This window comes from Acetivibrio mesophilus, assembly GCF_004102745.1.
In the GTDB taxonomy this organism is placed as follows: Bacteria; Bacillota; Clostridia; order Acetivibrionales; family Acetivibrionaceae; genus Hungateiclostridium; species Hungateiclostridium mesophilum.
The window spans coordinates 167,806-179,895 of the sequence record NZ_RLII01000004.1 but is presented as its reverse complement, the minus strand read 5'-3'; the positions used below and the strand labels follow the sequence as shown (position 1 = coordinate 179,895).

General features: G+C 38.8%; 11 protein-coding genes. All 11 read left to right on the top strand.

From position 1 onward, the window contains the following. The first annotated feature begins 49 nt into the window (after window positions 1–49). Window positions 50–991, top strand: coding sequence for a 16S rRNA (cytosine(1402)-N(4))-methyltransferase RsmH (gene rsmH, locus EFD62_RS05665; protein WP_069193507.1), 942 nt, complete (start codon window positions 50–52; stop codon window positions 989–991). A gap of 413 nt (window positions 992–1,404) precedes the next feature. After that, on the top strand, window positions 1,405–1,893 hold the full coding sequence (locus tag EFD62_RS05660) for a cell division protein FtsL (protein ID WP_069193508.1): 489 nt from the start codon (window positions 1,405–1,407) through the stop codon (window positions 1,891–1,893). 212 nt (window positions 1,894–2,105) lie between these two features. After that, the gene (locus EFD62_RS05655) at window positions 2,106–4,277 is read left to right on the top strand and encodes a PASTA domain-containing penicillin-binding protein (RefSeq protein ID WP_069193509.1); all 2,172 of its coding nucleotides are present in this window, start codon (window positions 2,106–2,108) and stop codon (window positions 4,275–4,277) included. A gap of 124 nt (window positions 4,278–4,401) precedes the next feature. Then, window positions 4,402–5,859 (top strand): UDP-N-acetylmuramoyl-L-alanyl-D-glutamate--2,6-diaminopimelate ligase, encoded by a 1,458-nt coding sequence (locus EFD62_RS05650; RefSeq protein WP_069193510.1) that lies wholly within the window; start codon window positions 4,402–4,404, stop codon window positions 5,857–5,859. A 20-nt stretch (window positions 5,860–5,879) separates the two neighbouring features. Continuing rightward, window positions 5,880–7,253 (top strand): UDP-N-acetylmuramoyl-tripeptide--D-alanyl-D-alanine ligase, encoded by a 1,374-nt coding sequence (locus EFD62_RS05645; protein ID WP_069193511.1) that lies wholly within the window; start codon window positions 5,880–5,882, stop codon window positions 7,251–7,253. 88 nt (window positions 7,254–7,341) lie between these two features. After that, on the top strand, window positions 7,342–8,328 hold the full coding sequence (gene mraY, locus EFD62_RS05640) for a phospho-N-acetylmuramoyl-pentapeptide-transferase (RefSeq protein WP_069193512.1): 987 nt from the start codon (window positions 7,342–7,344) through the stop codon (window positions 8,326–8,328). A 79-nt stretch (window positions 8,329–8,407) separates the two neighbouring features. Continuing rightward, the gene (gene ftsW / locus EFD62_RS05635; RefSeq protein ID WP_069193513.1) at window positions 8,408–9,523 is read left to right on the top strand and encodes a putative lipid II flippase FtsW; all 1,116 of its coding nucleotides are present in this window, start codon (window positions 8,408–8,410) and stop codon (window positions 9,521–9,523) included. A 12-nt stretch (window positions 9,524–9,535) separates the two neighbouring features. Then, window positions 9,536–10,645 carry an undecaprenyldiphospho-muramoylpentapeptide beta-N-acetylglucosaminyltransferase gene (gene murG / locus EFD62_RS05630; RefSeq protein ID WP_069193514.1) on the top strand — a complete coding sequence of 370 codons (1,110 nt, stop codon included), beginning with the start codon at window positions 9,536–9,538 and terminating at the stop codon, window positions 10,643–10,645. Window positions 10,646–10,811: 166 nt separating this feature from the next. Further along, window positions 10,812–11,198 (top strand): UDP-N-acetylglucosamine 1-carboxyvinyltransferase, encoded by a 387-nt coding sequence (locus EFD62_RS05625; RefSeq protein ID WP_069193515.1) that lies wholly within the window; start codon window positions 10,812–10,814, stop codon window positions 11,196–11,198. 224 nt (window positions 11,199–11,422) lie between these two features. Continuing rightward, window positions 11,423–11,854 carry a hypothetical protein gene (locus tag EFD62_RS05620; RefSeq protein WP_235832573.1) on the top strand — a complete coding sequence of 144 codons (432 nt, stop codon included), beginning with the start codon at window positions 11,423–11,425 and terminating at the stop codon, window positions 11,852–11,854. A 13-nt stretch (window positions 11,855–11,867) separates the two neighbouring features. Next, window positions 11,868–12,029 carry a hypothetical protein gene (locus EFD62_RS18015; protein WP_235832572.1) on the top strand — a complete coding sequence of 54 codons (162 nt, stop codon included), beginning with the start codon at window positions 11,868–11,870 and terminating at the stop codon, window positions 12,027–12,029. Window positions 12,030–12,090: the final 61 nt, after the last annotated feature.

Sequence of the window (12,090 nt, the reverse complement as noted above, 5' to 3'; positions counted from 1 at the left end):
AGTCGCCGATGAAGATGCAGAATTTTGATATGGGAGTTGGTTAGCTTAAATGGAATTTCATCACAAACCGGTTTTGCTCGAAGAAACCATTGAAAACCTTGATATCAAGCCGGATGGAGTATACATAGATGGCACCTTGGGTGGTGCAGGTCATTCTAGCGAAATATTAAGAAGGCTTGATAAAAACGGTACATTGATTGGTCTGGACCAGGACGAATTTGCGCTTAAAACATCACAAGAGAAATTGACCCAATTGAACTTAGAGGCAAGAATTATTCTCGCGAATACAAACTTTGTAAACATCAAAGAAGTCTGCGAAAAAAACAATATTGATTCTGTAGACGGCATACTTTTAGATCTTGGGGTTTCCTCCCACCAGCTTGATGAGGCTTCCAGAGGGTTCAGCTATAATAAAGATGCCCCCTTGGATATGAGAATGGACAGAAGAGGAAGTCTTACCGCAAAGACAATAGTTAATGAATACGATAGGGAGGAAATAAAGGCAATAATTCGGGACTATGGTGAAGAAAGATGGGCATCAAGGATTGCAGATTTTATTGTGGCGGCAAGAAAGAAGAAGGAAATTGAGACAACAGAGGAATTGGTTGACATTATTAAGGCGGCAATACCGGGGTCTGCAAGACGGGAAGGTCCTCACCCCGCAAAAAGGACTTTCCAGGCATTGAGAATAGCAGTGAACAATGAGCTGGGAATACTGGACAAGACCATTGAAGACGGAACAGAGCTATTAAAGTCCGGAGGCAGGTTTTGCATAATAACATTTCATTCTCTTGAGGACAGGATTGTTAAGGATGAGTTCAATAAGAAAGTAAATCCATGTATTTGTCCAAAAGAATTTCCGGTTTGTACATGTGGAAGAAAACCATTGGCATCGCTTGTAAACAGGAAACCGATAATTCCGGATGAGAAAGAGCTTCAAGTTAACCCGAGATCGAGAAGTGCAAAGCTTAGAGTGTTAGAAAAAATTTAATATAAAACAGACACGAGAACCAAAGATAAAAGCAAAAGATATACCAAAGATAAAATTAATTATTAATTTACGAAATCAAATTTAAAGAAAAAATAACAAAAGATAAAATTATAAGAATAAAAACAAAAGAAAAAGTAAAAATTTAAAGCAAGAACTCACACAAAAGATAAAAAGTTTAAACTAGGATTAAAAAACAAAAGAAAATCAAAATTTACAGACAAACAAAAGATAAGGTAAGAGTAAACAAAAGAAGAAGCCAAACTGAAAAAGAGAAAGATTAAGAAACATTACAAAAGATAAAGCCTTACGGCAGACGGTTTTATGATTGATTATTCCGGGTGGGGATGCTTTTAGCTAGCCCCCGGATTTGTTGTCTGTTTTATGGGAATATAATCAGTTTGAGGTGAATACATATGTTAGAGGATAAGAATTACATAAACGGAACAGCGGCGAGAAAACTTGAATATGACGTATATGAAGAGAATAAGGTTCTAAGTGCTAAGAAGAAGCAGAGGACTAACAACAAAATTAAGATGAAGGTTATTTTTTGTCTGCTGATTGTGTTTGCTATGGGATCCTTGGCAATGTATAGGTATTCCTGTATAACTGAGGTGAACTACGAAATTGACAGGCAACTTACAGCCTATAATGAAATAAAGAATGAAAACATCAGGATAAAGGTTGAAATAGAAAACAGCGTTGATATACAGAAGATAAAGGAATTTGCAGAAAAAGAACTTGGTATGCATAAGCCTGACAAACACCAGATTACATATGTAAAGGTTCCTCAAAGCGACCTTACTATAGTATCTGAAGCAGCAAAGCAGGAGGAAATAAAAAATGCCGGCGTATTCTCTGCAATTATAAACAAGGTTAATTTGCTTGCCAATCTGTTGTATTGAGCATGTTTTTTTTAGAGAAGGAAATGAAAAATACAGCCGGTATAAATGAATATGTTTGTGTCTTTTGTAAAACTGCACGTTAAATTTTTAAGTAAACCGCTGGCATCTTATAAGATGGTTTATGTCTTGTATTTGGGACAAAAGAGTTTATTTAACTTAAATTTAGTGGGCAGTTTTTTGTAGTATTAAAAACAGTATTGGGGGGATTTTGGTTGGCAGGCACAACTTTGGTGATGAAAAAGAGGCTTTTGGCTGTATTATTGATATTTACTTTTTTGATAGTGTGCTTAGTGGCAAGAGTTGGATGGCTTCAGATTGTTAAAGGTGAAGAACTACAGAAGAAGGCTTACGAACAGCAAAACAGCGACAGAGAAATACCTCCGAGAAGAGGTTCAATACTTGATAGAAATGGCAAGCAGCTTGCTATGAGCGCTAATGTTGACAGGATTGTGGTAAATCCTACAGAGATAGATAAGTCGCCGGAGGTAAGAAGACAAGTTGCGCAAAAGCTTGCAGAGTTTTTGGATTTGGATGAGGAAACGGTATTAAAGAAGATAAATAAGACCAATAGCCGATATGAGATAATAAAGAAAAGAGTCGAGAGGAGTATTGGCGATCAGATAAGACAGTGGAAAAGCGAAGAAAAAATCAAAGGTTTATATATCGACGAGGACTCAAAACGATATTATCCGAAGGGAAATCTTGCAGCTCATATTATAGGATTTGTTGGAGAAGATAACCAGGGGCTTGACGGCATTGAGAAGACAATGGAAAAGTATCTTAAGGGAGTACCCGGGAAAATCTTGAGTGAGGTTGATGCCAGAGGGCGTCAAATGCCAAACTATGAGAATAAACGCATTGATCCTCAGGATGGATTGAATGTGGTGCTAACAATAGATGAAACCATTCAGTACTTTGCTGAGGAAGCTTTACAGAAAGCTATAGATGATAACAAGGTGGCAAACGGAGCTTTTGCCATTGTAATGGATCCTAGAAACGGTGAAATTTTGGCTATGGTTTCAAAGCCCGACTTTAATCTCAACGATCCCAGAGCGTGCCCACCATCTCAGGACCCTTCCACATGGACCGGAACCAGTCAGAAGGATATAGACATTCTATATAAGACCGTATGGAGAAACAAGGCGGTTTCGGATACCTATGAACCGGGATCTACCTTCAAAGCAATAACCACTGCGATAGGATTCGAAGAAGGTGTGGTGACGCCCGAGTCCAGAACCAGTGACAAAACCATTAATGTCCAAGGACACAATATTAATTGCTGGAAACCCAACTTCCATGGAGAGGAATCTTTCAGGGAAGCCGTATACAATTCCTGTAACCCTGCCTTTGTTAAAGTGGCATTGGATGTAGGTGTTGATAAGTATTATAGTTATCTTAGGGCCTTTGGATTTTATGACAAAACGGGTATAGAACTTCCCGGAGAAGCAAAGGGAAGCTTCCATGCAAAACCGAAGGATATTGACCTTGCGGTTGCTTCCTTTGGGCAGAGATTTACCGTTACTCCGCTTGAAATGATTGCTGCCTATGGGGCAATCGCCAACGGAGGCAAGCTTATAAAACCCCATCTTGTAAAAGAAATTGTTGACTCAGAGGGGAACGTAGTAGAAAAAATCGAGCCTGAGGTTGTGAGAAATGTTGTTTCAGAACGAACTACAAAAGAACTTCTGGAGGTTTTGGAAGGAGTTGTATCTGAAGGAACCGGAAGAAATGCGTATGTTAAAGGGTATAGAGTGGCAGGAAAGACCGGTACTTCGGAAACTATTGAGAAAGGGGTGTACATTGCTTCCTTCTCAGCCATTGCTCCGGCAGACAATCCTCGCATATGTGTTCTGGTAGCTCTGGATAATCCGAGAGGCGAAGTGTATTATGGAGGAACTATTGCGGCGCCGATAGCGGGTAAGATAGTGGAGGATACATTAAGTTACCTCGGTGTTGAAAGAAGGTATAATGAAAAAGATATGGAAATGATAGCAGAAGAGGTATATGTTCCCGATATAAGAGATAAAACTATAGATGAAGCAAAAAAGATTCTAAAAGAGTATGGACTTGAATATAGAATAGAAGGGGACAGCACTGACGGAAATACGATTATAAAAGAGCAAACTCCTAAGCCTGGTGCGCAGCTTGCAAAAAAATCTGTTGTTATTACTTATACCTATGAACCGGAAGAGGAAATAACGGTTGAAGTACCGGATGTGACCAATAAGACAATAGATGAAGCAACGAAAGCTTTAAATGCTGCAGGACTTAACATAAAAGTCGTGGGCAACGGGAATGCAATGAAGCAAAGCATTGAACCCGGAACCAAAATAGCCCAGGGCGAAGTAGTCGAAGTTGAGTTTGTATTCCTTGATACGCATTAAATATGTATTTGGCAGTTATATTGGTTTTGGATATTGCAGCATATATAACGGAACATTATACAGAGAATTAATTATGGGAACGTAGGATGAAACGGAGAAAGCGTAATTTGACGGGAGGATTTTTATGAAACTTAAAGACCTTGTTAAGGGATTGAATGTGGTTGAAGTAGAAGGTGATATGGATATTGAGATTGTGGATATTGCTTATGATTCCAGAAAAGCAAAAGCGGGTTCTCTCTTTGTCTGCATAGAAGGCTTTAAGGTGGATGGACACAAGTTTGTTCCCCAGGCAATAGAGAATGGAACCAGAGCTTTTCTGGTTGAAAAGGATGTTGATGTTCCTGATGATGCGTCGGTTATCAGAGTTGAGGACACAAGATATGCTCTTGCCAGTGTAGCCGACATTTTTTTCGGACACCCGTCGAGTCGGTTTAATCTTGTAGGAATTACGGGAACGAAAGGCAAGACTACCACTACATATATGATCAAGTCAATTCTTGAAGCCTTTGGACAGAAGGTTGGACTTATTGGTACAATATCAAATATGATAGGGCATGAGGTGCTCCCGACAGACAGAACAACACCGGAAAGCTATGATCTTCAAGAGCTTTTTTCTGAGATGGTACAAAAGAATGTAAACAGTGTTGCAATGGAAGTGTCTTCCCATGCGCTTGAGCTTCACAGGGTGAGCTGCAGTGAATATGACATAGGAGTGTTTACGAACCTTTCCAGAGACCATTTGGATTTCCACAAAACCTTTGAAAATTATCTTAATGCAAAAATCAAACTCTTTAGTATGTGCAAAAAAGGCCTTATAAATATAGATAATGAGTTTGGACCAAAAGTGGTCGACAGTGCGAAGTGTGAGGTCTATACGATGGGTATAGACAACAAAGCGGATATTAGAGCAGTGGATATTGTACACCATTCGGACAGTGTAGATTTTACAGTTGTTTCGCCTTGGTTTACCGGAGATATTATGGTAAATATTCCTGGAAAATTCAGCGTATATAATGCTTTGGCTGCAATAGGAAGCTGTGCTCTTATGGGAGTTCCCTTTGAATATATCAAAAATGGATTGGAACAGGTGACTGTTCCGGGAAGGGCTGAAGTGATTGATGTCAAAAGAGATTACACCGTTATGATTGACTATGCCCATTCTCCTGACAGCCTTGAAAATATTTTAACCACAGTAAAGGGGTATGCTCCCGGAAGAGTAGTATGTGTATTCGGATGCGGGGGTGACCGCGACAAGACCAAAAGGCCGGTTATGGGCAAAATATCGGGAGAAATAGCGGATTTCACCATTATAACCTCGGATAATCCAAGAACGGAAGATCCGGAAGCAATAATAAGGGATATTGAGGAAGGAATAAAAAATACAGGTGGCTTATACACCACAATTACCGATAGGCGTGATGCTATAAAATATGCTTTGATGAATGCGAAGCCAAAGGACATAATTCTCCTTGCAGGTAAGGGACATGAAACATATATAATATTAAAGGATAAAACAATTCATTTTGACGAGAGGGAAGTAGTAAGGGATATACTGAAGGAACTCAGCAGCAATAATAATTAAGCAGCCTGGAGGGAATATAAATGGAGACTTTAAAGTGTGAAGAAATAATAAGAGCAGTTGGGGGGACCTTAATATCCGGGGAGATCAATACTGATTTTAATAATATTTCTACCGACTCAAGGAATATAAAAGAAGGGGACTTATTTGTTCCCCTTGTAGGAGAAAGGTTTGACGGACATAATTATATTGCCCATTCCCTTGAACAAGGAGCTTTAGGCAGCTTGACCCAAAGAGAAATGGAGAGCGCCAATGACAAGGTTTTGATAAAGGTTTCGGATACACTTAAGGCATTAAGGGATCTTGCGACGTATTACAGACAGAAATATAAGATCCCTTTTGTGGGAATCACCGGAAGCGTGGGCAAAACAAGCACTAAGGAAATGGTATCGGCAGTGTTGTCAAAAGGTTTCAATGTGCTAAAAACCCAAGGCAATTTTAACAATGAAATCGGTGTACCTCTTACAGTTTTCAACCTTGACAGATCCCATGAGGCTGCCGTTGTGGAAATGGGCATGAGCGGTTTTGGTGAAATAAGCCGTCTTACATCAATAGTAAAGCCCGATATTGCAATAATAACCAATATAGGAGTATCCCATATAGAAAAGCTGGGCTCAAAAAATAATATATTAAAAGCAAAAATGGAGATTTTTGAGGGCTTAAATGAGAAAGGTTTGGCAATACTAAATGGTGATGACAAATTATTGTATGGATTAAATAACCTTTTGAAGTTTAGAACGGTATTTTATGGGATGGAAGAAGAACTCGATTATCGGGCGTACAATCTCGAGTCTTTGGGAGAGCGGGGATCTACCTTTGATATTGAGCTACAAGGAAAAGAATACAAAGTGAGAATTCCTGTACCGGGAATTCATAATGTTTACAATGCCCTTGCGGGTATTGCAGCGGGGATTGAGCTTGGTATATCGCCGGAGAAAATAATTGAGGGCATCGAGGAGTTTTCGCCGGGAAAAATGAGGCTTAATATTTTAAACCATAAAGGTTTGAAGATTATTAACGATGCCTATAATGCAAGTCCCCAGTCAATGGAGGCTGCGATTAATGTTTTAAAGGACATATCTTGCGAAGGCAGGACCTTTGCTGTATTGGGCGATATGCTTGAGCTAGGAGAAATATCCCATAGTGCCCACGAGGAAGTAGGAAGATATGCTGTATCAAAGGGAATAGATTATATTGTGGCTGTGGGGGAGTATAGAAAAAATATTGCCCATGGCGCGATTGAAGCAGGTGCAGGAGAGGAAAGGGTTTTTGATTTTAAGGATAATGCAGATGCAGCTAGGTTTTTGAAAGAGTATTTAAAGAGCGGAGATGTCCTTCTGGTGAAGGGATCAAGGGGTATGAGAATGGAGGAAATAGTTAATATATTGACTTGCTGAGCTTAAAGGTGTAAAGTTGGAGTGATATAAAATTACATCAATAATCCGTAGTAAGTCGGTTATTTGGTATTTATGGGGGAGATTGGAATTGGAATTACCGTTTAATATTTCAACACATGTTTTTGTATTTATACTGAGTTTTGCTTTTTCATTGGTATTAGGTCCTATACTTATTCCAATGCTGACGCGATTAAAATTCGGTCAGACAGTAAGGGACGATGGACCGAAATCCCACTATAAAAAGACAGGTACGCCAACTATGGGTGGAATGATCTTCCTCATACCTGTTGTTGTTCTTGCAGCTTTTTATGCAGGACATGACAAGAGGATACTTCCTCTTATTTTTGTAACTCTTGGTTTTGGGCTTATTGGTTTTATAGATGACTTTATTAAAGTAGTAAAGAAAAGAAAAGACGGACTTTACTGGAATCAAAAAATGTTGGGTCTTCTTTTGATTGCTGTCACTTTTGCTATTTATGTGTCTAAGACTCAGATTTCCGATATCATAATTCCTTTTTTGGGAATGGAGAAAACTGTGTCGCTAGGATGGTTGTTTGTGCCCTTTGTTGTGCTTGTTTTAATCGCTTCAACAAATGCAGTGAACATTACCGATGGGCTAGATGGGCTGGCAGCAGGGGTGACCCTAATAATAACTGTATTTTTCACCATAGTGGCAATGACAAGAGGTGAATGGGAGTACATAAAAATATTTTCATCTATAGTTGCTGGAGGATGTCTAGGATTTTTGGCATTTAACACATACCCTGCCAAAGTGTTTATGGGAGATACAGGTTCACTGGCGTTAGGCGGGGCAGTTGGTGCCATTGCAATTTTGTTGAAAATGCCTCTTATATTATTTATTGTTGGCGGTATCTATGTTGTTGAGGCGTTATCGGTTATGATACAGGTGCTTTCGTTTAAATTAACAGGAAAAAGAGTTTTCAAGATGGCGCCTATTCATCACCATTTCGAACTTTCCGGGTGGAGAGAAGTAAAGGTGGTTTGGGTATTTTGGGGAATAACGATGCTTCTTTGCATCATTGGATTCTTTGCATTGAGACTGAGGTTTTATTAATTTAAGCAGTCTCTTAAAGTGAAATCCGATAATAAAGTATTAACTACTTTTAAGGCTGAAGCTTTAGAGGGGGAAAATAATGAAATCTACAACTAAAAAGCCGTTTGATTTTTTGATATTTCTAACTGTTTTGATAATGCTTACTATTGGCTCTATAATGGTATTTAGCTCCAGCGCTCCCCATGCATATAACTATATGAGGGGTGACTCGTATCATTTTTTGAAGAAACAGCTGTTATATGTTCCTTTGGGGCTTTTTGCAATGTTTGTTACAATGAATATCGACTATAGAAAGCTTGGTAAATTGTCACCTATTATCATGCTTGTAAGTCTTGGAATGCTTTCGGTTGTGTGGATTGATGGAATCGGTGCTACTCGTAACTATGCAACAAGGTGGTTTGATTTAGGGTTTGTTGACTTTCAGCCGTCAGAATTTGCAAAGCTTGCCATGATACTTTTCCTGTCTTACAGTCTTTCCAAAAGGCAGGATACCCTTAAATACTTTTTCAAGGGTCTTGTTCCGTACCTGATACTGATAGGTATTCATGCATTGTTGCTGCTTTTGCAGCCTCACATGAGTGCAACAATTATTATAGGTCTGGTATCATGCATAATTCTCTTTTGTGCAGGGGCGAAGATTAAACACTTTGTATTAATGGGAGCACCCGCTTTGGCTGCTGTAGGTTATTTGATTTTTACTTCTAAATACAGGATGAAGAGGGTTACCTCCTTTTTAAATCCGTGGAATGACCCGACGGGAGCGGGCTGGCAGGTTATTCAATCCCTTTACGCCATTGGTTCCGGCGGATTGTTTGGAAGAGGATTGGGAAACAGTCTTCAAAAATTCCTTTATATCCCGGAGCCGTATAATGACTTTATTTTGGCGGTACTGGCAGAAGAATTGGGCTTTATTGGGGTTGCTCTTGTGCTGTTACTGTTTCTCATTTTTATATGGCGCGGGGTCAAGGTTTCTATGAATGCACCGGACGCTTTCGGAAGTCTGGTGGCTATAGGTATAACCTCACTGATTGCTGTTCAGGCAATCATAAATGTTGCGGTTGTTACATCTTCCATGCCGGTAACCGGAATGCCGCTTCCATTTTTTAGCTACGGAGGAACTTCCCTTATTTTCCTTATGTCTGGGGTAGGTATACTTCTTAATATTTCAAAGTATGCAAATTATGAAAGAATTTGAGGTGGGTTGATTTTGAAGGTGATTATAAGTGGGGGAGGTACAGCGGGACATATTAATCCCGGGCTTGCGATTGCCAGGTACATTAAGAGAATGAAGCCTGATGCCGAAATTCTGTTTGTTGGGACCGAGAGAGGACTTGAGACCAAGCTTGTACCGAGAGAGAATTTTGAGATAAAGATGATAAAGGTGAGGGGTTTTAGAAGAAAGCTTTCCTTAGATACTCTTGTTGCAGTGAAGGAACTGTTTCAGGGGCTTTCGGAGGCAAGAAAGATAATAAAGGATTATAAGCCGGATTTGGTGATAGGAACTGGAGGGTATGTTTGCGGACCGGTATTGTTCAATGCTTCAAGATTGAGAATACCAACTCTTATTCACGAGCAGAATGCTTTTCCGGGAGTGACAAACAAGATACTGTCAAAGTTTGTTGACAGGGTGGCAATAAGCTTTAAGGACGCGGAAAAGTATTTTAAAGACAAATCGAAAGTAGTGTTTACCGGAAATCCCATAAGAAGTGAAATGCTAGAGGTGGACAGGGAGACTGCTCGCAAAAAGCTTGGAATATCGAAGGATGTGCCCCTAGTTGTAATATTTGGAGGAAGCAGAGGTGCTGAAAATATAAACAGCACAGTGGCAGAGCTTATCAAAAGACATAAAAATGATTTGGGATTTCATTTGATATACGCAACTGGTGAGGCACAATATGAGGGTATAATGAAGAAAATCGGGGATGTAAAATCGCAGAATATTAGTATTCTGCCATACATATTTGATATGGCAAATACCATGGCAGCGGCAGACCTTGCGGTATGCAGGGCAGGTGCAATAACAATAAGCGAGCTGACAGCCTTGGGTGTTCCTTCAATATTGATACCATCTCCCTATGTTACGGCCAATCATCAGGAGCACAATGCCAGGGCCCTGGAACAGCAGGGAGCCTCGGTAGTGATTCTGGAGAAGAATCTGAGGCAGGAAATATTATACGAGCAGATCACAACCCTTCTTAAAGACAAAGATATGCTCTCTAAAATGGCCCAAAATGCCAAGAAGATGGGTATTACAAATGCAACGGAAAAGATTTTTGCAATAATAAAAGACATAATGAAGAGCGAAGCAGCCCATTAATCATCAGGACTCGAAAGGAGTCCTTTTTTTATGCCTCATATAATCACTAAAGTAACATTTTTGTAAACCCAGCATAAAATAATTATATATGTATAGTTATATTTATATTTATACAATGAGAAAAAGACGGTTTGGGGTTAACCACCGAATGTTACGGAGGTGTATTATGAGTAAGTTGATTGTGACAGGTGGCCAGAAACTAAAGGGTGAAATAGTTGTTGAAGGCTCAAAAAATGCTGTTTTACCGATACTTGCGGCCACAGTTCTTAACGATGGTATAAGTGTCATAAAGAATTGTCCAAGGCTTCGAGATGTGGAAATTATGTTTGAGATTTTAAGGAAATTAGGTTGCAAAGTTAAGGTTGAAGAAGATGTTGTCACAATTGATTCTTCAACAATCAACAGCACCGAAATTCCGGAAGATCTCGCGGTGGAAATGAGGTCTTCAATTATTTTTTTAGGACCGATACTTTCAAGGTTGGGGAAAGTGACTATTAGCTACCCGGGTGATTGTAAAATCTTATTGGCACATTTTCATTCTAAAATTGGTTGAATTTAGCATGTAAAGAAAAAATAACTTAACAAAGAATATGTAAATATATATATGATATCAGTAGTTGTTATAATTTGCTAATTACTGACTTTTTTAGCTGCCCTGCTTCATCAAAGACTAGAGACGGTAGATATTATGTGCAATTATATTTTTTTATCAATTCTTAGGATAGATGGCGTTAATGGAAAAGATTAATGAAAATAAATTTTAGGAGAAATGGAAACATGAAAAGGAATTTGACAATTGGGTTTACAATTATAATTATTGTGATTATTTCAATAAGTTGTATAGCTTTTGGATCACCTTTAAGAAATGACAACGAGAAGGGAAAAGACACACTATTAAGTCTTGAGGAATATGAAAAAGAATATGGTAAGAGTGATACTATTGTACATTTATCAGAAGGTGAAATAACTGATGAAGATTATTTTGGGGACGGTAGCTTGATTGTAAAAGGTAAATTGAAAGATATAAGGGGAGTTATTTTTTCAGTTGGAGAATCCCCTTGCATAGTATATGAACTTGAAGTTACTGATACGATAGTCAATAGTACAGGAAAAGAGCATAAAATAGTTAACTTTGTTATTCCTGAAATGATAATTCCTCGTTTGGAAGACAAGTTGCAGATGGATCAAGAATCGTTGTTTTATCTGTGAGCCATTTCCTCATTTGAAAGAAGAGTATTATGGCCTTATTAGCATTACTAGGGGAATAGTGAACTTTAGTGAGAATAGCGAGGATAAAGAAAGTTATAAGCAGCTCAAAAAGAATTTAACAGAGAGAAAGAAAGACTTTGATAAGAAAAATAAAAAGAATAAAAAGAACCGATAATAAAAGAGAAAAAGCCTCTTTTTCCCGATAATGAAAATGGTGACAGGGAAGAAGGGGCTTT

What these genes read in the sequence shown, in the direction of transcription:
- rsmH (WP_069193507.1), top strand. Translation starts at nt 50, where the DNA reads ATGGAATTTCATCACAAACCGGTTTTGCTCGAAGAAACCATTGAAAAC.
- EFD62_RS05660 (WP_069193508.1), top strand. Translation starts at nt 1,405, where the DNA reads ATGTTAGAGGATAAGAATTACATAAACGGAACAGCGGCGAGAAAACTT.
- EFD62_RS05650 (WP_069193510.1), top strand. Translation starts at nt 4,402, where the DNA reads ATGAAACTTAAAGACCTTGTTAAGGGATTGAATGTGGTTGAAGTAGAA.
- EFD62_RS05645 (WP_069193511.1), top strand. Translation starts at nt 5,880, where the DNA reads ATGGAGACTTTAAAGTGTGAAGAAATAATAAGAGCAGTTGGGGGGACC.
- ftsW (WP_069193513.1), top strand. Translation starts at nt 8,408, where the DNA reads ATGAAATCTACAACTAAAAAGCCGTTTGATTTTTTGATATTTCTAACT.
- EFD62_RS05625 (WP_069193515.1), top strand. Translation starts at nt 10,812, where the DNA reads ATGAGTAAGTTGATTGTGACAGGTGGCCAGAAACTAAAGGGTGAAATA.
- EFD62_RS05620 (WP_235832573.1), top strand. Translation starts at nt 11,423, where the DNA reads ATGAAAAGGAATTTGACAATTGGGTTTACAATTATAATTATTGTGATT.